The following is a 20849-nucleotide window of genomic DNA, read 5'->3' on the forward strand; positions in this document are numbered from 1 at the left end:
CCCCCCACCTACAAGGTTCGGCACAAACACCAGACCTGAACGCCCGCTGCACCTTGAGCCAGCAGCAGCCTGCTGATTTCGGCGGCGGTACTGCCCGTCGTGACCACATCATCCAGTAAAACCACCTGCTGCCCAGACAGCGAGACATCACAGGAAAATGCACCCCGCAGATTTCGCCGTCGCGCGCTGGCGCTGAGCGTTTGCTGTAGCGGCGTGCGTCGGGAGCGCTGCAATTCTCGTGGCGCGTAAGCACAGTTCAGCCAGCGGGCGAGAGGCCGAGCGAGCAGCTCGGTCTGGTTGAAGCCGCGTCGCCACTGGCGGTTCCGGTGCAGGGGAACGGTGAACAGACGGTCAGGACGGAACAGGGGAACCCGCCCGGTGAGCTTTCTCTCGCGGTAGGCCATCTGCCAGCGCAGTAACAGCTGTCGGGCGAGCACCGCTGCCAGCTCGGTTTTATCGTGGAACTTAAAATGCTTCAGCAGCGTGTTGAACGGCGGCGCGTAGTCGCTGATGAAGGTCATCGATTGCCAGGGCGGCGGGTTTTGCAGGCAGCGCCCGCACTGATGCGTGGTGTCGCCGGAGGGCAAGCCACAGCGCGGGCAACAGGTGGGCAAGCGCGGCAAATGGCGCTGGCAGTACGAGCAAATTCCCTGCTGGCTGTGATGAAGTGGCAATAAGCATAGCCAGCAGCGTGCGGAGATGGTTAACATGGTTTTCCTTAACGATCGTTTTCCCTAAATACGGGTTTTCCCTGAAATATATTGACCCCATGCAAACGTGAAGGGGTTTCCTGAGGAAGGAAGATAACTGATGGCAGCGTTGTATTGGCAGACCGAAGGCGCAGGAAATACGGATCTTGTGTTGCTGCACGGGTGGGGATTGAATGCGCAGGTATGGCAAAGCATTATTGCGCGACTCGCGCCGCATTTTCGTCTGCATTTAGTCGATCTGCCGGGCTATGGCAGAAGTCAGGGATTCGGGCCGATGTCGTTGAGTGACATGGCGGACTACGTGCTGGCGCAGGCACCGGAACGCGCCGTCTGGCTAGGGTGGTCGCTGGGTGGACTGGTTGCCAGCCAGATTGCGTTGAGCGCCCCTGCGCGGGTGGAAAAGCTGATTACCGTGGCGTCATCCCCCTGTTTCAGTGCACAGGACGGCTGGCTGGGAATTAAGCCAGATGTCTTGCAGGGGTTTCAACAGCAACTTAGCGAAGATTTCCAACGTACGGTCGAGCGGTTTCTGGCGCTGCAAACACTGGGAACGGAGAGCGCACGGCAGGATGCCCGGCTGTTAAAAAGCGTGGTGCTGGAACAGCCGATGCCATCAGTCGAGGTATTAAACGGCGGGCTGGCGATTTTGCGTGAAGCGGATTTACGCCAGCCGTTAGCCGACCTGGCCGTGCCATTTCTGCGGCTTTATGGTGCCTTAGACGGGCTGGTGCCGCGCAAGGTTATCGGATTGCTGGATGATCAGTGGCCGAACTCAATCTCGGTCGTTATTCCAAAGGCTGCGCATGCGCCGTTTATCTCGCACCCTGATGCCTTTACCGAGCAGGTGATCGCGTTTGCTCAGGCGTAGCCGACGATAATTTACATTTTCTCCTCAATTTCTCCACGATTTAGCCGACGTCGACAGTTAAGGTAATTCGGCACTCTGTGCGCAGGGTTTTTCTCTGGGTTAAATGAATCCGATTTCGATCGAATATAAGTAGGCTGCTCGTGAAGCAGCCACGTCAAAATATGGCTGAGGAGTGTTGGAGAGATGGCGAACTTTTTTGTCGACCGTCCCATTTTTGCGTGGGTGCTGGCTATCCTTCTCAGCCTGTGCGGTATGTTGGCTATCAAGTCATTGCCGCTGGAACAGTATCCCGATCTGGCCCCGCCCAGCGTGCGGATCACCGCGAGCTACCCCGGCGCGTCGGCGCAGACGCTGGAAAATACCGTCACACAGGTTATCGAGCAGAGCATGACGGGGCTGGATAACCTGATGTACATGTCCTCGGACAGCAGCAATACCGGGCAAGCCAGAGTCATGCTGACCTTCGAGGCAGGCACTGACCCCGATGAAGCCCGTCAGCAGGTGCAAAACCAACTTCAATCCGCTATCCGCAAGCTGCCACAGGATGTCCAGCAGCAGGGCGTCACCGTCAGTAAAACGGGCGATACCAATATCCTGATGGTCGCGTTTGTTTCTACCGATGGCAGCATGGATAAGCAGGATATCGCTGATTATGTCGCGACGAATATTCAGGAACCGATCAGCCGCATCAGCGGGGTGGGCGAGGTTTCTGCCTATGGGTCACAGTATGCGATGCGCATCTGGCTGGATCCGGCCAAACTGATGGATTATGCGCTGACCACCAGCGATGTAGTACGGGCCATCGAATCGCAGAACAGTCAGGTCTCGGTAGGTCAGGTCGGCGGCGTGCCGTCGGTGGATAATCAGGCGCTGAACGCGACGATCAACGCACAATCGTTGTTAGAGACGCCGCAGCAGTTTCGCGATATCACGCTGCGCGTCAATCAAGACGGCTCTGCCGTGACGCTCGGCAATGTCGCAGAAGTCGAGCTTGGTGCAGAGCGCTACGATTTTCTCAGTCGTCTCAACGGTCAGTCCGCCTCCGGTCTGGGGGTGACGCTGGCGTCCGGTGCGAATGAGCTGGAAACCGATAAGCGCGTCAGAGAACGTATCGAGGAGCTGTCGCAATACTTCCCGCACGGGCTGGAAGCCAAAATCGCCTTCGAAACCTCCCCCTTTGTTAAAGCCTCGATTACCGATGTGGTGAAAACTCTGTTTGAAGCGGTGCTGCTGGTCTTTCTGGTGATGTACCTGTTTTTGCAGAATTTCCGCGCTACGCTGATTCCCACGATTGCGGTGCCGGTGGTATTGCTCGGCACATTTGCCGTGCTGTATGCCTTCGGTTTTAGCCTGAATACGCTGACGATGTTCGCGATGGTGCTGGCGATTGGCCTGCTGGTCGACGATGCCATTGTAGTGGTGGAAAACGTAGAGCGAGTGATGAGCGAGGAAGGGCTCTCGCCACGCGAGGCGACGCGGAAATCGATGGGTCAGGTGCAGGGCGCGCTGGTCGGGATCGCGCTGGTGCTGTCCGCCGTGTTTGTGCCAATGGCCTTCTTTGGTGGCACCACAGGAGCGATTTACCGCCAGTTCTCCATCACGATTGTGACCTCAATGATCCTGTCGGTGCTGGTGGCGATGACGCTGACGCCCGCGCTGTGTGCGACGCTGCTTAAGCCGCTCGCCAAGGGTCAACATCACGGCCGCAAAGGGTTCTTCGGCTGGTTTAACCGGAGCTTTACCCGCATGTCGCTGAAGTATGAACGCGGCGTCGGCAAGATATTAATCAGCAGCGGGCGCTGGCTGCTGCTGTATATGGGCATCATCGGGATTATGGCTTTCCTGTTTTTCCGGTTGCCGACCTCGTTTCTGCCGCAGGAAGATCGCGGTGTGTTCACGACACAAGTGCAACTCCCGCCGGGCTCGACGCAGCAGCAGACCTTACAGGTGGTCAACAAGATCGAGCAGTACTATCTCACGCAGGAAAAAGACACCGTGACGTCCGTGTTTTCCACCATTGGCTCAGGGCCGGGCGGAAACGGGCAAAACGTAGCGCGGCTGTTCGTGCGCCTTAAAGACTGGGATGAACGCACCACGCCGGAGAGCAGTTCGTTTGCCGTGATTGAACGCGCGACCAAAGCGTTTCGCAAGATTCAGGAAGCGCGCGTGTTCGCCAGTAGCCCGCCATCGATTAACGGGCTGGGGAGTGCTGCGGGTTTCGGTATGCAGCTACAGGATCGCGGTGGACTGGGTCACGATGCGCTGATGGCGGCGCGGGATCGGCTGTTAAACATGGCCGACAGCAATCCCGAACTGACGCGCGTGCGCCACAACGGTCTGGATGACAGCTCGCAGCTGCGGATTCATATCGATCAGCGCAAAGCGCAGGCGCTGGGTGTGTCGGTAGATGATATTAACAGCACGCTGAAAACGGGCTGGGGCTCGACCTATGTGAATGACTTCCTTGACCGTGGCAGGGTGAAGAAAGTCTACGTTCAGGCGGCGGCGAAGTTCCGCATGCTGCCGGACGATGTCAGCAAATGGTATGTGCGCAACAACCGCGGCGGCATGGTGCCGTTCAGCGCGTTTGCGCAAACCGTCTGGGAAACCGGATCGCCGCGCCTTGAGCGTTACAACGGTTATTCCTCGCTGGAGATTGTCGGTGAAGCGACGCCGGGCGTCAGTACGGGTACGGCGATGAATATTATGGAATCGCTGGTGGCGCAACTGCCTGAAGGCTTTGGGGTGCAGTGGACAGGTATGTCGTTGCAGGAGCGATTGAGCGGGGCACAGGCACCGGCGCTGTATGCCATTTCGCTGCTGGTGGTGTTCCTGTGTCTGGCCGCGCTGTATGAAAGCTGGACGGTGCCGTTCTCCGTCATGCTGGTGGTGCCGATGGGCGTGCTGGGGGCGCTGGTGGCAACCTGGGCGCGCGGTCTGGAAAACGATGTCTATTTTCAAGTTGGGCTACTGACGGTGGTCGGACTATCGGCGAAGAACGCCATCCTGATAGTGGAGTTCGCCAACGAAATGAACCAGAAAGGGAAGGATTTGGTTGAGGCCACGCTGGAAGCTTCCCGACAGCGACTGCGGCCGATCTTGATGACGTCGCTGGCGTTTATTTTCGGCGTCTTACCGATGGCGACCAGCAGCGGCGCAGGCTCAGCCAGTCAGCATGCGGTGGGAACGGGTGTGATTGGCGGCATGTTGGCCGCCACCTTCCTTGCCATCTTCTTCGTGCCGCTGTTCTTTGTCGTCGTGCGTCGCCGTTTCCCGCTGAAGGAGAAGGCACCGCAACAGGATTAGATACAGATGCAATAATTTATGGGGAAATTCATCAAACTGTAAAAAAAGGTAACTACGTTATGTCCAGCTCAATGACGCAACCAAGGACATAACAATGAAAGCTCGCTGGTTACTGCCTTTACTGATTTCTGCTGCTCTGCCGGGAATGGTGCAGGCTCAGGCCATTTATCCCATTGACCGCGCCACCATGCTGGCAGGCGGAAAATTCGATTTTAAAGTCGAGTTTGATGAAGTACTTAAGCCGGAAGATATTCGTATTCTGATCAACGGCAAGGATTACCAGCAGGTGCTGGGTAAAACGGCCTCGTTTGTTGAGCGTGAAGACGGCGGTAACGCGTCCACGATCTGGCTGCGAGACGTGAACTTGCCGGAAGCCGGCAAGTATGTGGTAGAAGCGGAAGCCAAAGGCAAGAAGACGCTGGTGAACTGGGAAGTTTATTCAGCGGCTGGCACGCGTAAAGCCAAAAACGTGATTCTGTTCATCGGCGATGGCCTGTCCGTTGCGCACCGTACTGGCGCGCGCATCCTGTCTAAAGGGGTGACGGAAGGGAAAGCCGACGGCCGTCTGGCGATTGATGACCTGCAATACATGGCGTTTGCCGGTACGTCCAGTACCGACTCTATCGCAGCGGATAGCGCCAACACCATGAGCGCCTATATGACCGGTCACAAATCCGGTGTGAACGCGCTGGGTGTGTACGTCAGCCGTAGCAAAAGTTCACTGGATCACCCGAAGCAGGAAACGCTGGGTGAGCTGTTAACCCGTTCAACCAAGATGTCTGTCGGCGTCGTCAGCGATGCTGAACTTCAGGACGCTACACCAGCGGCAGTCGTCTCTCACACGCGTCGTCGTGCGGATAAAGCTGAAATCGTTGAGATGTTCTACAACGTGCAGCCTACGGTCATGCTGGGCGGCGGTTCTGCCTACTTCCTGCCGAAAAGCACGCCGGGTTCTAAGCGTAAAGACGAAACCAACTACGTTGAGAAATTCCAGCAGGCAGGCTATTCACTGGTCACCGATGCGGATTCACTGAAGAAAAATGCTGCGCAGGCTACCAAACTGCTGGGGCTGTTCCACACCGGCAACATGGATGGCGTGATGGATCGTCGCTTCCTGAAAAATGACGTTGCCAAGAAATTCCCGAACCAGCCTGACCTGACCGACATGACGCAGGCGGCGCTGGATGTACTGTCCAAAAACCAAGACGGCTTCTTCCTGATGGTGGAATCCGCGCTGATCGACAAAGCGTCTCACCCCCTGGATTGGGAACGTGCTTTCACCAGCACCATTATGCTGGATCAGTCTGTTGCCATCGCCAAGCAGTTCGCGGAGAAAAACCCGGATACGATGATTATCGTGACGGGCGACCATACTCACGGCCTGTCTATCATCGGTACGGTGGACGACAGCAAGCCGGGCACCGAGATGCGTGAGAAGATCGGCGTGTATGAAGAAGCGGGCTATCCGAACTATAAGGATGCCAACAAAGACGGCTACCCAGATGATCTGAACGTCTCCAAACGTCTGGCCGTGTTCTTCAACAACTACCCAGACTATTACGAAACGTTCCGTCCGAAGCTGGATGGCCAGTTCGTGCCTGCTATCAAGAACGAAAAAGATCAATACGTTGCCAACAAAGCCTACGAGAACGTGCCGGGCGCGGTATTCCGTGAAGGGATCCTGCCACGCTCTTCCGATACGGGTGTTCATGCCGTTGACGACATGGTGATTCAGGCGAGCGGCCCAGGTGCAGAGCGTATCCGTGGTTACATGGAAAACACCGATCTGTTCCGGGTGATTGTTGATGCACTGGCGGTAAAACCGCAGGACAAAAAGTAATCCTACGACGCTATGAATAATGCGAAATGCAGCAAAGCGGGGGCGACCCCGCTTTTATTCTCTTGGCTGCGCGCGGTGCTGGTGCTCCTCCTCATCGGTGGTATCGCCCCGGTGAAAGCCGCGCAGTCTGAACTCTCCTTCGACAAGCTGTATGCCTCTTACGGCGTGCTGGGTCTGGAATTCTCCAATGAAGTCAAAACGCTCTCCGGCAAACGGGTCAAGATGCGCGGCTTTATGGCACCGCCGCTCAAGGCGGAGTCACAATTCTTTGTACTAACCAAAATGCCAATGGCGCTGTGCCCCTTCTGTTCGTCTGATGCGGACTGGCCTGAGGATATCCTCGTCGTTTACCTCGCCAAACGTCAGACCTTCGTACAGAACAACACCATGATTGAGGTGGAAGGCGTGCTGGAACACGGATCGTGGACCGACCCTGAAACGGGTTTTGTCAGCCTGCTGCGACTGCGTGAAGCCACGTTCGATACCCTTTAGGAGCGCTGATGGCTGAGTTATTGATTCAACACCTGAGTGTGACTTTCCCCGATACGTCCGAGGCCGTGCTGGCTATTCCCGCGCTGTCTATTCGTTCTGGCGAACGGGTCGCGGTGATGGGGCCTTCCGGCTCCGGTAAGACCACGCTGGTGAATGCTATCACCGGAATGGATCACAGCGGAACGGGCTGTGTGCAGTGGGAAAAGCAGGACATCTGGCAGATGAATGAAGCGGAGCGCGACCGCTGGCGGGCGCAGCATATCGGGTTGGTGATGCAGGATTTCCACCTGTTCCCCGGCCTGAGTGCGATAGAGAACGTCTTACTGCCTGCGCAGTTTCACCACTGGCGGATACCTGCGGCGCTCAGGCAGCGGGCGGCAGATTTGCTGGCACAGGTGGGGCTGGATACCGCGAAACGTCCGATTGAAGTGCTATCACGTGGCGAGAAGCAGCGGGTGGCGGTCGCGAGAGCGTTGCTCAGCAAACCTGACATCATTATTGCTGATGAGCCAACGGCCAGTTTGGATGCGCAGAGCGGCGAGCAGATCGCCGACCTGTTGGTGACGCTGGCGCGTGATAGCCGGGCGACGCTTATCGCGATTACGCACGATGCGCGTCTGGCTTCGCAGATGTTGCGCTGTATTCAACTGGAAAAAGGACGCCTCATGGCGGACACGCTGTATCAGGAGGATCGCGCATGATTCCTTGGCGTCTTATCTGGGTCGACTGGCGTCGGCTCTGGCCGGGTGTGCTGGTCGTGGTGTTGCTGATCGCTGTGGCGACAGCGTTAAGTATTTCGGTGAGTTTGCAGGAAAGGGCGCTGCGTATGGGCAGCGCCAAAGCAGCTGACCGTTTCGATCTGGTGATCGGTGCGCCGGGGAGCGAAACCCAGCTGGTGCTGTCGTCCGTGTTCCTGCAACCGTCGGCATTGACGCTGATTCCTGCGCAGGTGCTGACCGATCTGGAAAAGAACCCGCTGGTTGCCTGGGCGGCACCGGTCGCGTTTGGTGATTTCTATCAGGGGATGCCGATTATCGGCACCACACCTCCGCTGGTCACGGATAACGGCAAGCGACAACTCACCGCCGGACGCGTGTTCAACGACGGCTTTGAGGCCGTGGTAGGCGCGCAAACGGGGCTGACGGTGGGGAGTACATTTAGCCCGATTCACGGTCAGGTGGGGACGGAAGGGGCGCACGCGCACGATGACGTCATCTACACCGTTGTCGGTGTTTTACCTGCTGACGGCAGCGCATGGGATAAAGCGATTCTGGTGCCGGTGAACGCGGTGTGGCGAGTACACGGCATCCATCCACCGCATGCTGCGGACGATGATCACGACCATAACGAGCATGCCGATCATGCTCATGGCGCACATGAGCATGAGGGTGAACATGACGGCCATGATCACGATGAAACCGCGCAGGCGGAAGGCGCGGAAAGCGGTGACCATCATGCGGATGCCGCTCAGCCAGTAACGGCGTCACACGCTGATGAACACGGCGAAGCCGAAGCACACGGACACACACATCAGGCTGGTTTGCCCGCTATTGTCGTTAAACCGAAAACGATCGCGGGTGCCTATCAACTCCGTTCGCTATATCGCAGCAACACGACGCTGGCGGTGTTCCCCGGCGAAGTGCTGGTGAAACTCTATTCGATGCTGGGTGATATTCGTGAACTGCTGACTTACATCTCACTGGGCACGCAGGGATTAGTCGGCGTTGCGGTGGCGATGGTGGCGGTTATCCATTTACGGCAGCGGCAGAAACAGATCGGTGCACTGCGTGCCTTTGGCGCGCCGCGCTACGGTATTTTCACGCTGATTTGGAGCGGGCTGATGTCGCTGGTGAGCATCGGCGTACTGCTGGGCGTCGGCCTGGGTTACCTTGCTGCCCGTGCGATTGCGGTAGTGATGAGCGAGAAAAGCGGCTTTGTCCTGCCGGTGACGCTGGAATGGGAAGACATCCACTTCGTCCTGCTCCTGTTGCTGGTCGCCGCCGTAGTACTTACCATTCCCGCGATGCTGTCTTACCGCCAATCTCCCGCAACGGCGCTACGCGGCGAGTAAGTGTGGCGATTAAGCCGCGACGATAGCTCTATTAGCATCGGACGTGTAGTTTCTGCGTCCGGTGTTCTCTTTTTCCTTACCTGTTAACACTCACCCGATTGCCATACTCATACTTAGTAAATAGCTTTTCTCTCTTCGGTGTTATGGCATGGGGTCAGTAACATGCAGTAATCCTGTTACTATTATTTATTTCGATAAATAATATCATGAATAATAGTGACCTAATTAATATCGCGTCAAGCTGTATATACCCAATAAACCTTAAATTGCAGGTTTGAGTACCTGAAAATGATTATGAATTAGGGGCGAGAATGAACTCACTATTTTTGGCAATGTGGTTGAGAAAAATTTGAATATCTCATCCCGAAAACAAAATAGCGATTATTCTGTGTGTGTTCTTTCATCACTTTCCATAAGCGCTCTATCATATTCAGCCTGTAAGGCGATAAATAGTGAAGCTCTATTTTCTTCACTGCGTTTATGCGATGTCTGCCAGCTTTTTGTGGATGTGATGGAGTAAATTCTGAGATGGGTGATTAGTCAGGCTTGCTGTTTGCTCAACATTAAGCCGGCTTGCAGACTTCGCCGTTTTAGATTTGAGTTTGAAGGTATTGACGTAATCGTTGATATGCTGGTTTACCACTCGTTTTGTGCAGGCGCAGAGCTTGTGCAACCATCGCAGAGATCCAGCCTACGTAGTCCAGAAGTATAGCTTTAATACGCTCGCAAACACACTTATTACGACTGGTGTCATGATGGTGTTCACGTTCAGATCTCTGTTCGTCGGTAATAAATATTATCATAGTGGATAAGCACTATCTTCTTACTACATAAAATCAATCATCGCCAATGATAATGGGTATAAAATGTTGACTATTTGTAAACTAGTTGATAGCTTGCATTTTGCTAAACATATATTGATTATATCAGATGTGACTAAAAATAATTATACCTACTCCTTGGGGAATAGTTGGTTTTTTTCTCGTCGAGAAAAATTGGTAAGAGGACGTAATATGGATCAAGAAATCTATTCGTTTATAAAAAGGAAGTTGAAAGGAGTCGGGGACGTATGGTTTTCTTATTTCATGATGAGCAAAATCTCTACCAAGCATCCTTATATTATTTCTAACTATCCAGAGCCGTGGATGAATGAATATATAAAAAAAGAGATGTTCTTAAGTGACCCTATAATCGTTGCCTCACTAGCGCGTATTACGCCGTTTTCCTGGGATGATAACGATCTTGTTACGCTAAGAGCTAAGAATCAGGATGTTTTTATTTCTTCCGTACAGCACGATATAAGTTCAGGTTATACCTTTGTCTTACACGACCATGATAACAATGTAGCGACGCTGAGTATAGCTAACCATTTGGAAGATGCAGATTTTGAAAAGTGTATGAAGAGCCATGAAAATTATTTGCAGATGCTACTAGTGAATGTTCATGAAAAAGTAATGGCCTACCAGCGAGCTATCAAAGATCAAGCCAATCCCCCCGATAGCTCAAGGAATGTCTTACTTTCCCCGCGTGAAACCGAAGTGCTTTTCCTTGTTAGTAGTGGACGAGCTTATAAAGAGGTCTCTCGTATATTAGGTATTAGTGAGGTTACCGTTAAATTCCACATTAATAATTCAGTCAGAAAGTTGGGCGTTATCAATTCCCGCCATGCTATAACTAAAGCACTTGAGTTAAATCTTTTCAATTCCCTGTGTGAACCTGTAGTGATGAAGCATATGGAATCTCGCTAGGATGGTGCCTTTTTATTCATCTTTGTTGATAGAGGAAACTATCCAAAAGAATAGTAACTTCCTATCTAAAAGAAAATCGTTAGCTGAGCTTTTATACGGTTAATATTTGTATTTACCTTTTTTATGATGTGTGACGGATTTAAACATTATCTTCTCTCATGTCGTTATTAAGGTAAGGGTTATTACTGTGAGCAATAATTTTTGCGTCGTTTATAAAGGTTCTGATGCCGATATAAATAATATCCAACGCGACTTCGGCGGGAAGGGCGAAGCATTATCTAATAGCTATCTTTTTATCGAACAGAATGGCCATTATCAGAAATGTGAGATGGAAAAAGGGTCGGCTTATCTGATTGGTTCTCTGTACAACCGAGAGTTTCTGAGCGGATTGGTTGGAGTGTGGGAAGGTGAAGCTTATCTGGCTAATGATGCTGAGTTGTTAGCGTTGTTGCTTACTCGCCTAGGGGCTAATGCGCTAGCGCTGGCTGAGGGGAATTTCTGCTTTTTCATTGATGAACCAAACGGTGAATTGACGGTAATCACCGAGTCTCGTGGTTTCTCAGCTATTCATGTAGTGCAGGGCAGAAAGACCTGGGTTACCAATAGCCTGAAGCTGGTTACCGCGGCAGAAGGCGAAGACGCGCTGCTATTCGAAAATGAAGCACGGGTGTGTCAGTCACTGATGCGGGCAGATAATTACACGCCAGTGAAAAATGCGCAGCGCCTCAAGCCAGGGGCGGTACATGTACTTACGCACGATAGCGAAGGTTACCCCTTCGTTGAGAGCCGCACGCTTACCACACCCGCAAGCAATCAAGTGTTAGCTTTGCCGCGTGGGCCATTGTTGGCGCTGATTGAGCGTTATCTGAATGCACCACTCAGGGATGTGGCACAGCGCTTTGATACGATCGGTATCCCACTTTCCGGTGGGCTGGACTCCAGTCTGGTAACGGCGCTCGCCAGTCGCCATTTCAAACAGTTGAATACTTATTCAATCGGTACGGAACTCAGTAATGAGTTTGAGTTTTCTCAGCAGGTTGCAGATGCGCTCGGCACGCGTCATCAGGTGAAAATTCTGTCCGAAGCCGAAGTGATCAACGGCATCATTGAATCCATCTATTACAACGAAATATTTGACGGCTTATCTGCTGAAATTCAATCGGGATTGTTCAATGTGTATCGTCAGGCTGAGGGGCAGGTGTCTTGTATGCTCACTGGTTACGGTTCCGACTTGCTCTTTGGCGGCATACTGAAACCGGGAACGCATTATGAGAACCCGAATCAGCTTCTCGCCGAGCAAGTGTATCGCACACGTTGGACGGGGGAATTCTCTACTCAGGGTGCTTCCCATTACGGTATTGATATACGCCATCCGTTTTGGAACCACGCTTTAATCACGCTATGTCATTCGCTAAATCCTGATTACAAGATGTACGACAACGAAGTAAAAAACATCTTGCGTGAATACGCCGATTCGCTGCAATTGCTGCCGAAAGATATTGTCTGGCGCAAGAAAATCGGCATTCACGAAGGTTCCTCCGTTAATCAGGCATTCGCTAATGTTCTCGGGTCAACGGTTGATAACTACCAGACCAAAAGTCGCTTTACCTACCGTGTTTATCAAGCCTTCCTCCGTGGCCGCCTCTCCATTACAGATGTCACGCCATCTCAGCTCAAGGAATTGATCAAAAAGGACTCATTATGATTTTGGAAGAGAATGCCGATGGAGTTCGGATTATTACGCTGAACCATCCGAACAAACATAACCCCTTTAGTCGTTCACTGGAAACCAGCGTGAAGGACGCACTGACGCGAGCCAACGCTGACGACAGCGTGCGAGCTGTCGTGGTGTATGGCGGGGCAGAGCGTTCCTTTTCCGCTGGCGGAGATTTCAACGAAGTTAAACAGCTATCGCGCAGCGAGGACATCGAAGAGTGGATTGACCGCGTGATTGATTTGTATCAGTCCGTACTGAACGTGAATAAACCGACTATTGCGGCAGTAGATGGCTATGCGATTGGTATGGGGCTCCAGTTTGCCCTGATGTTTGACCAGCGACTGATGGCGTCGACAGCAAATTTTGTGATGCCGGAGCTTAAGCATGGTATCGGGTGTTCGGTTGGTGCCGCCATCCTAGAATTCACCCATGGGTTCAGCGCAATGCAGGAGATTATTTACCAGTGCGAGTCGCTTGATGCCCCACGCTGCAGGGACTATCGGCTGGTTAATCAGGTGGTGGGGAGCCATGCGCTGCTGGATGCCGCGATCACACAGGCGCACGTGATGGCCGGCTACCCGGCTTCTGCATTCATCAATACGAAGAGGGCGGTAAATAAGCCATTTATCCAACTTTTGGAACAAACCTGTGAGGCTTCCAAGTTGGTACATAAGGCTGCGTTTCAGGCTCGCGATGCGCAGACGCATTTTCAAAATGTTCTTGGCAAGAAATATTAAGGAAGGGAAGAAAATGAGCGAAATAGTGAAGTTTAATCCGATCATGGCGTCTGGTTTTGGCGCGTATATCGAGCATCGAGACTTTCTAGAAGCCAAGACGGAAACGATTAAAAACTTACTGATGCGTCAGGGATTTGTCGTGGTCAAAAATCTCGATATCGATGGTGACACATTCCGCGATATCTACTCGGCTTACGGAACGATTGTGGAGTATGCGGATGAAAAGATCGGTGTAGGCTTCGGCTATCGCGATACGCTGAAGCTGGAAGGGGAAAAAGGAAAAATCGTTACCGGACGTGGTCAACTTCCTTTCCATGCTGATGGAGGACTGCTCCTGTCACAGGTGGATCAGGTTTTCCTCTACGCGGCCGAGATTAAAAACGTCAAATTCCGTGGTGCGACGACGGTATGCGACCATGCTTTGGCCTGTAAGGAAATGCCGCCCCACCTGTTGCGAGTACTGGAAGAGGAAACATTTGAAGTTCGTGTGCTGGAGCGGGGCTATTACGTGGATGTTTCTCCAGACGGTTGGTTCAAGGTTCCCGTCTTCACCGATTTAGGATGGGTTAGAAAGATGCTGATTTATTTCCCATTTGATGAAGGGCAACCGGCTAGCTGGGAGCCGAGGATTGTCGGTTTCACCGATCATGAAACCCACACGTTCTTCCAGGAACTTGGGGCGTTTTTAAAACAGCCACGCTACTACTACAAACACTTCTGGGAAGATGGTGACCTGCTGATTATGGACAACCGTCGTGTCATTCATGAGCGTGAAGAGTTTAACGATGACGACATCGTACGTCGTTTGTATCGCGGACAAACTGCCGATCTTTAATTCTCATGATTCCGGCGCGAAAACGTGCCGGATTGATATAGATCTGGAACCATCATGCATAACGATCTTTACGCTATCTATAATCGTTACACGTCAAGGACACTGTTTTTCAAATACTGTGCGACAGCAACGTTGACGCACAGGCTGACACGCAGACTGTCACTTTTTACGCTGAAAAAATTCCTTGCACGGCCTAGAGGGCGCCTTTTTTCGCTAGTAAACAGTATTTATTTTGGTGGGGAAACGCTGGAAGAAGTGCAGAGCACGGTAACCTTTCTGGCGTGCTCTGGCATTGCCTGCGTATTGGACTATGCCGTTGAAGGGGAAAATGACGAGACGCAGTTCGATAAGGCGATGGAGAACACACTACGCCTTATCGAGATGTCGCAACAAACGGATAGCCTGCCTTTTGTTGTAATCAAACCATCGTCCCTAGGCAGCGTGGCTGTGTATGCCCGACAAAGCGAAGGATTAGCGCTGGATGAAGTATCCGCTAGCGCGTGGTCACGTATCGTCACGCGTTTCTCACACCTATTCGACTATGCCCGTTCTCATGGCGTACGTGTGATGGTTGACGCGGAGCAGACCGCGATTCAGCCTGCGGTAGACCGTCTGATTCTAAACATGATGCGCGAGTTTAACCGCGATAGTGCGGTTATCACCCTGACGCTGCAATTTTATCTTAAGAACCAGCTGCGTTTCCTAGATGAGTGCTATCAGCGGGCATGCCAGGATGACTTTATTCTCGGGGTGAAAGTTGTGCGCGGTGCTTATCTGGAAGAAGAGAAAAGAGTGAACGGCGGGACTCGTTGTTTTGCGACCAAGCAAGAAACTGACCATAGTTATAACGCTACGGTGAACTATATTGCACAACGCTTAGATCGAATAGCGCCGTTTTTTGCTACGCACAATGAGGAAAGCCTCGCATTGATTGTGAAGAGCGAGCCGTTACGCGCAAAGCATATCTGGATAGGGCAGCTTTACGGACTAGGCGATCATATTGCTTATTCACTACTGCAAACCGGTTTTCGCGTCTGCAAATATCTGCCTTACGGTCCACTCGACAAGTCGTTGCCCTATTTACTCCGCCGGATCGAAGAGAATGCGGTTGCCTCCGCAACATTCAAAAAGGAAAATAAACTCTTGCAGAAGGAGTTACTGCGCCGTCTTGTGGGAGGGTTGTAATGTCAAAATTTCACTGCCATATTCGCGATACCACTATTGATTTTCCGGTGTCAGAGAATGAAAGCATCCTGAGTGCCGCGTATGAAGCGGGTGTCGAACTGCCTTATCGCTGTGCCTCCGGTTACTGCGGTGTATGCAAGGTGCATCTGATGTCCGGCAACGTCAACATGGATCATTCTGGTGGGATCTCACGTAAAGATATTGCTGATGGCTACATTCTGCCTTGCTGTTCTGTGCCGCTCTCTAACCTTGAAATTGAGCCTGTATCGTTATGCTGAAGAAAACACTAATCGTTGGACTGTGCTGTGCCTTTCCCCTCTTCGCCGCTCAAGCGGCGAATGCTGTTCCTGACGAGGTGGTGGTTAAAGGCGGTAATTTCTATGTTGGATCGGTCTTTGGCCAGGAAGACTATGCCGCCCATGCCAATACGTCTATTGCCTCTTTTGCCATGACGAAAACGGAAATCACCTACCGGCAGTACCATGCGCTGCAAGCATGGGCAGACGCGCACGGCTATGAACTCAGTGGCGGTTGCAACGGAGCCACGTTTGAGGATTGCCTGCCGCCTGAGCAGGATGGTGGACAGCATCCGGTCACCAATGTGTCATGGTGGGACGCGGTGATTTTCGCCAATGTGCTCAGCGAACGGCAGCAATTGCCACCTTATTACCTCACGCTTGACGGTAAGACGCTGAAGCGCGTGCCGGAGGACGATAACGATAAACTCATACGCGAGAACCCACAGGCTTTGGGTTACCGCTTGCCAACGCTGGCGGAATGGCAGGTTGCTGCCAGAGGCGGACGTAAGGGGCTGGCGGAAGCCACCTACGGCCAGCGCTATGCAGGCAGCGAACAGCCGGAACGCGTAGCACATTTTCCCTCTGATTCATCGTTGTTCGGTACGGTGCCTGTGGCGTCGAAGCGCCCCAATTCACTGGGGATTTACGACATGAGCGGCAATGTATCCGAGTGGCTGAATGAGTCTTATGCGGTGGAGGGCGGCAAAACCATGTACTACTTTTGCGGCGGAAGTTATCTGGAGCGGACGCACAGCCTAGCGAGCTGCGATTTGCATACGCCCGGTTTCTTCATGCCGGATATTGGTTTTCGATTAGTAAGGACGCTTGATGGTAAATAAATTCGTAGGGTGGCTGGCGCTCTGCGCTATCAGCAGCACGGCTACTGCACTATCCCCAGTGGCATTGAAAGACGGCATCAATCGGGTAGATCTCAATCAGGACGGCGGGAAGGATTATGTCGTCGTCGCCCAGTTTGACAATAATACCTCGCACCCCAATCTCGGGATGACTTTCTTTGTCCGACGCCCGGACGGCGGACACAGCATTATGCCAGTCGCCAACAGCAATACGTTTACCTGGTTTGATTATCGACTATCTGCTGCGGCGGATTTTTTAGTGCAGGATAATCGGTTATTTATGTCTGGAAAGCATTACTTTCTGGTGACGGCAAAGAAGCAAGGGGAAAACGTCTTTGATCCCACGAAAGTCCTTTTGACGATTTACGGCTTTAAAGCCTCGCGGGACGATCCGGGTGTGCCGCTCTATGAATGGTCAGAACGAAAGCGAGTGATAACGCAAGATACCTACCAATCCGTTGATGAAGCCTACAAGGAAGTGGATGAGGTAATGTTGGCAAAATGAAAACATCGATATTAATTGTATCTGGGCTATTGTTGCCCCTCGGTGTGTGGGCGCAGCTCAGCGAGCAGAATTACCAGCAACGTATACAGGAGTTTTTTGATGCGGAGCCGCCGCTGTGTCTGGGTGAGAAGCAGTGGCCAGTGCACAGTCCTAAAGATGACTCGCCTTGGAACAGTGGACGTTTGCACGCGCTAGTGGAGGCTGGGTTGGCACAGGCCACGCCGGAGGGAACAGGCAAGGTGTACCGTCTATCACCAGTGGGTGAGCAGAATTGGCGTCAGTACGGCGACCTGTGTTACGGCCGTATGCAGGTGAGCAGCATCGAGAAAATCGATCGAGTGAATCAGGAGCTGGCGGTGGTGTACTTCACATATCACCTGACACCGTTGGAAAGTTGGGCGTATAACCGTTCGTTACGTTTTGCCTTTAGCGAGCTGGATAATCTTGTTGGTGGAATGGAAACCACGCGCTATTCGGCTACGATTCGTGAGACGTTGGGTGGTAGCGCCAAGTTGCAGGACTACCCCGTGCCGGTAGAGCTGGATTACTAACGCGATAGCTTACCGTCGTGACATAAAAAAGCAGGGTGAACGTGGTTCACCCTGCTGCATTTTACTCTCTTGACGTGATGCCAGAGGGGATTAGCGTAAATCCAACATCGCGATATGGTCCATATCGTCAAACGTCAGGTTTTCGCCGATCATGCCCCAAATAAAGGCGTAGTTTTTGGTGCCGACGCCGGTGTGAATCGACCAACTCGGGGAGATCACCGCTTGCTCGTTATGCATCACCAGATGGCGCGTTTCATGCGGCTCACCCATCATATGGAAAACAATGGTGTCTTCCGCCATATCAAAATAGAAGTACACTTCCATTCTGCGCTCATGGGTATGCGTCGGCATTGAATTCCAGTTGCTGCCTTCCGCCAGACGCGTTAATCCCATGCTCAGCTGGCAAGTTTCCACCACTTCCGGCACCAGATATTTGCAAATCGTCCGCTTGTTACAGGTTTTGACATCACCCAGTGGTGCCTTGATCGCCTGATCCTGCGTAATAATGCGTGTCGGGAAAACGGCATGTGCTGGTGCGCTGTTATAATACAGTTTCGCTGGCTTGGCGCTGTCTAGGCTGCTGAACGCTAAGGCTTTCGTGCCCTTTCCGACATAGAGCGCTTCCTCATTGCCAACTTCGTAGCTTGTGCCGTCGATAACGATTTTTGCCGGGCCACCGATATTGATAAGCCCCAACTCGCGACGCTCAAGAAAATAGTTCACGCCAAATTGTTTGCCGATGCCGTCATCAAACGTTATCTCGCCATCCACCGGCATGATCCCGCCCACCACGATACGGTCGATGTGGCTGTAGGTCATGGTGTATTGGTTTGGCGTAAATATCTGCTCAATAAGAAATTTCTTTCTCAGCTCAGTGGTATCAAGCGTTTTCGCATGTTCACTGTGTACACTTTGTCGTACGTCCATTTTGCTACCTTCTTATGCGGTTTTAGGTGAAAAGCGTTTTGCCCATACTGCCGTAAGGATGGGTACCAGTACTGATGTCACGATCACACTGGTGGCGACTAACGCTGTTGCCTGTTGAGCGACCGGAGCGAATTCCGGAGCCATATTCGCGATCAACAGAGGAGTGGCGACGGCGGCACCCGCGCTGCTGGATGCGGCCACGCCTGCGGTTCCATTACCACCGCCGATAAATTTATCCGCCAGAATCAACGGAATACCTGTAACAACAATCACCAACAGGCCGAGGAAGATACCTGCAAAGCCCGTCTGGAGGATCACGGATAAATTAATGGTGTTACCTAATGCAAAGGCAAAGAAAGGAATCAGCGTTTGTACTGAATTACCGAACAGCTTTCTCAGGTCCGGGTCCAGGTTGCCCAATGCAAAACCAATCAGGAAGGGCAGTACGGCACCGACAAATAACTGAGGTTCAAAGGTGGCGATACCGCTGGCACCCAGAATGACCATGGTCATCAACGGGCCGGATTCCAGAGACATCAGTACGAACGCGCCCGCTTCTTCTTTCGAACCGTATTGGTTCATCAGTGCAGCGTACAAACCGCCGTTAGTCATGTCCATTGCCGCGACCAGCGCCAGCACGGAGATCCCAGCCAGCATCCCGTTTTGGATGCCGTCACCCGGTAAGAATGTGCCCGCGATCAGCGCCACAATCCAGGCGGTAGCGATTTTGGTAACCACCAGAACGCCTGATTTTCTCAGCATCGTTCCCGTTGCTTTAAATTCAATGGACGCGCCCATGCAGAAAAACCAGACTGCCAGAATAGGGATTGTGCCAGTAATCAGACCGTTACTGAAAGAACCTAAGAATTTCCCGGCTCCTGGCGTAAAGGTATTACATAACGCGCCCAAAAAGAGCGGCACCAGCATTAATCCCCCAGGGATTTTATCAATAGCTTGTTTGATTTTCATAAAAGACCTCATTAAAAGATAAAAGCATGTTCAGCCCGCTTTCAGTGAAAGCAGATGGAGTATTGGTATAAAGTAATAAATAGGGGGGAATAAAACCCAAGGGGTTATTACCCGATTTCATTAACTATTGAAGATGGTTGTCCCCATTATAAAATTGATAATTAATAATTTTCGTCACCTTAATGATGACTTCTGTAATGTGTTTTTTAGTTATAGTTGGCCTTCCCGTAATGCTTAATTAGCGTTTACAGGTCATTATGTAGTGACATATCCGTCACGCTATTTACGCGACTATGATGAATTTCAATAAATCACAAAGTGAAATCCACTAGGATTATTTTCACTAAATATATTATCTAATATCAATATTCCGGCTGTTAATATGAGCGGTAATCGCTTTGCTGGTTTTAATCAGGCTTGCCAGATGCTTTTCTTTTTTTCCATTAGCATATTGCGACTGCATACCGTTAACGCCAATAGCGGCGATAACTTCACCATTTTGGTTAAAGATCGGCGCGGCCATGCAGCAAATCTCTTCTATATCTTCGCCGTCGTCTATTGCCCAGCCCTGTTCCTTGACGGTTTTCAGGTGTTGTAGAAAATCTTCTTTGTTGGTAATTGTCCGAGGGGTCAAATACTCAAAGGTGCAATCGGCAATCAGTGATTCAATTCTTTCCTGTGGCAGCCAGGCGACGAGCACTTTTCCCAGAGACATACGGTTAAATACAATTTTCTTACCTTCCCAGGATGTTTTTACGATGGCCTTGGGCGATTCGACTTTACTCAGGAAGAAACCGTTATCGCCGTCCATAATACCAAGATGGCAGGTCAACTCTGTCTCTTTGACTAATTCATGCATAAAGTTAATCGTGTCTTTACGCAGATCAATATTCTTTATTACCAAACCGCCAAGCTCAAACAGTCTCAATCCCAAAACGTAACGACCGTCAGCACGCTGACGTAACAATTGCGTAACCACCAACACTTCCAGTAGATGATGTACGCTGCTTTTGGGTATAGACAAATCAGTACAAATCTCAGTGAAGCTAGCTTCGTCATGTTTGGCGATGTAGTCAATAATCATCACTAAACGGACGGCTGCTGGTGCTTTACTGTGTTCGAGCTGTTGGAATATATTCATGGGTGTTCTATATATAAAACTATGGTTTCCTATATAGAACAATAATAACGCAACGGTAATTTATTTACCTAGATGCAGATCACAAAATAAT

General features: G+C 51.7%; 19 protein-coding genes. 15 read left to right on the forward strand and 4 right to left on the reverse strand.

Annotated features, from left to right (window positions below; translation table 11 throughout):
- Positions 1 to 8: 8 nt before the first annotated feature.
- Positions 9 to 710 (reverse strand): DNA utilization protein GntX, encoded by a 702-nt coding sequence (gntX, locus tag LOZ86_RS02715; RefSeq protein WP_039484729.1) that lies wholly within the window; start codon positions 708 to 710, stop codon positions 9 to 11.
- 100 nt (positions 711 to 810) lie between these two features.
- On the opposite strand from gntX, the gene bioH reads away from it, so the two are divergent.
- The 15 genes from bioH to LOZ86_RS02795 all read left to right on the forward strand — a co-directional run bounded on the left by bioH (position 811) and on the right by LOZ86_RS02795 (position 17721).
- Positions 811 to 1578 (forward strand): pimeloyl-ACP methyl ester esterase BioH, encoded by a 768-nt coding sequence (gene bioH, locus LOZ86_RS02720; RefSeq protein WP_230242822.1) that lies wholly within the window; start codon positions 811 to 813, stop codon positions 1576 to 1578.
- 183 nt (positions 1579 to 1761) lie between these two features.
- Entirely contained in the window at positions 1762 to 4884 is a 3123-nt protein-coding gene (gene acrD, locus LOZ86_RS02725) for a multidrug efflux RND transporter permease AcrD (protein ID WP_039512679.1), read from the forward strand.
- A 94-nt stretch (positions 4885 to 4978) separates the two neighbouring features.
- Positions 4979 to 6724: an alkaline phosphatase gene (locus LOZ86_RS02730; RefSeq protein ID WP_230242824.1), complete on the forward strand. Its 1746-nt coding sequence runs from the start codon at positions 4979 to 4981 to the stop codon at positions 6722 to 6724.
- A 12-nt stretch (positions 6725 to 6736) separates the two neighbouring features.
- On the forward strand, positions 6737 to 7216 hold the full coding sequence (locus LOZ86_RS02735) for a hypothetical protein (protein ID WP_039484708.1): 480 nt from the start codon (positions 6737 to 6739) through the stop codon (positions 7214 to 7216).
- A gap of 8 nt (positions 7217 to 7224) precedes the next feature.
- Positions 7225 to 7917 carry an ABC transporter ATP-binding protein gene (locus LOZ86_RS02740; RefSeq protein ID WP_039484706.1) on the forward strand — a complete coding sequence of 231 codons (693 nt, stop codon included), beginning with the start codon at positions 7225 to 7227 and terminating at the stop codon, positions 7915 to 7917.
- Entirely contained in the window at positions 7914 to 9287 is a 1374-nt protein-coding gene (locus tag LOZ86_RS02745; protein ID WP_039484704.1) for an FtsX-like permease family protein, read from the forward strand. Before LOZ86_RS02740 ends, LOZ86_RS02745 begins: the two co-directional genes overlap by 4 nt.
- 1013 nt (positions 9288 to 10300) lie before the next feature.
- Positions 10301 to 11035: a carbapenem biosynthesis transcriptional regulator CarR gene (gene carR, locus LOZ86_RS02755; RefSeq protein WP_039512675.1), complete on the forward strand. Its 735-nt coding sequence runs from the start codon at positions 10301 to 10303 to the stop codon at positions 11033 to 11035.
- Positions 11036 to 11222: 187 nt separating this feature from the next.
- The gene (gene carA, locus LOZ86_RS02760) at positions 11223 to 12740 is read left to right on the forward strand and encodes a carbapenam-3-carboxylate synthase (protein ID WP_039484700.1); all 1518 of its coding nucleotides are present in this window, start codon (positions 11223 to 11225) and stop codon (positions 12738 to 12740) included.
- Positions 12737 to 13489 carry a carboxymethylproline synthase gene (gene carB, locus LOZ86_RS02765; protein WP_039484699.1) on the forward strand — a complete coding sequence of 251 codons (753 nt, stop codon included), beginning with the start codon at positions 12737 to 12739 and terminating at the stop codon, positions 13487 to 13489. Before carA ends, carB begins: the two co-directional genes overlap by 4 nt.
- A 13-nt stretch (positions 13490 to 13502) precedes the next feature.
- On the forward strand, positions 13503 to 14324 hold the full coding sequence (locus LOZ86_RS02770; protein WP_039484696.1) for a TauD/TfdA dioxygenase family protein: 822 nt from the start codon (positions 13503 to 13505) through the stop codon (positions 14322 to 14324).
- Positions 14325 to 14378: 54 nt separating this feature from the next.
- Positions 14379 to 15509: a carbapenem biosynthesis protein CarD gene (gene carD, locus LOZ86_RS02775; RefSeq protein WP_039484694.1), complete on the forward strand. Its 1131-nt coding sequence runs from the start codon at positions 14379 to 14381 to the stop codon at positions 15507 to 15509.
- Positions 15509 to 15787: a 2Fe-2S iron-sulfur cluster-binding protein gene (locus tag LOZ86_RS02780; RefSeq protein ID WP_039484692.1), complete on the forward strand. Its 279-nt coding sequence runs from the start codon at positions 15509 to 15511 to the stop codon at positions 15785 to 15787. The genes carD and LOZ86_RS02780 overlap by 1 nt, the downstream gene beginning before the upstream one ends.
- Positions 15781 to 16647 (forward strand): SUMF1/EgtB/PvdO family nonheme iron enzyme, encoded by an 867-nt coding sequence (locus tag LOZ86_RS02785; RefSeq protein WP_072012388.1) that lies wholly within the window; start codon positions 15781 to 15783, stop codon positions 16645 to 16647. The genes LOZ86_RS02780 and LOZ86_RS02785 overlap by 7 nt, the downstream gene beginning before the upstream one ends.
- Complete coding sequence (locus LOZ86_RS02790) at positions 16637 to 17170, forward strand: carbapenem self-resistance protein CarG family protein (protein WP_039484689.1); 534 nt, start codon at positions 16637 to 16639, stop codon at positions 17168 to 17170. Before LOZ86_RS02785 ends, LOZ86_RS02790 begins: the two co-directional genes overlap by 11 nt.
- Positions 17167 to 17721 (forward strand): hypothetical protein, encoded by a 555-nt coding sequence (locus LOZ86_RS02795; RefSeq protein WP_039484687.1) that lies wholly within the window; start codon positions 17167 to 17169, stop codon positions 17719 to 17721. Before LOZ86_RS02790 ends, LOZ86_RS02795 begins: the two co-directional genes overlap by 4 nt.
- Before the next feature lie 90 nt (positions 17722 to 17811).
- Here the strand turns inward: LOZ86_RS02795 and kduI are convergent, their stop codons facing one another.
- The 3 genes from kduI to LOZ86_RS02810 all read right to left on the reverse strand — a co-directional run bounded on the left by kduI (position 17812) and on the right by LOZ86_RS02810 (position 20758).
- Positions 17812 to 18648, reverse strand: a complete 837-nt coding sequence (gene kduI, locus LOZ86_RS02800) for a 5-dehydro-4-deoxy-D-glucuronate isomerase (protein ID WP_039484686.1) — start codon at positions 18646 to 18648, stop codon at positions 17812 to 17814.
- A 12-nt stretch (positions 18649 to 18660) separates the two neighbouring features.
- Positions 18661 to 19617, reverse strand: a complete 957-nt coding sequence (kdgT, locus tag LOZ86_RS02805) for a 2-keto-3-deoxygluconate transporter (protein ID WP_039484683.1) — start codon at positions 19615 to 19617, stop codon at positions 18661 to 18663.
- Between the two features lie 352 nt (positions 19618 to 19969).
- Positions 19970 to 20758 carry an IclR family transcriptional regulator gene (locus LOZ86_RS02810; protein ID WP_039484681.1) on the reverse strand — a complete coding sequence of 263 codons (789 nt, stop codon included), beginning with the start codon at positions 20756 to 20758 and terminating at the stop codon, positions 19970 to 19972.
- Between the last annotated feature and the right edge of the window lie 91 nt (positions 20759 to 20849).

Source organism: Pectobacterium parvum (assembly GCF_020971565.1).
GTDB classification, from domain to species: Bacteria; Pseudomonadota; Gammaproteobacteria; order Enterobacterales; family Enterobacteriaceae; genus Pectobacterium; species Pectobacterium polare.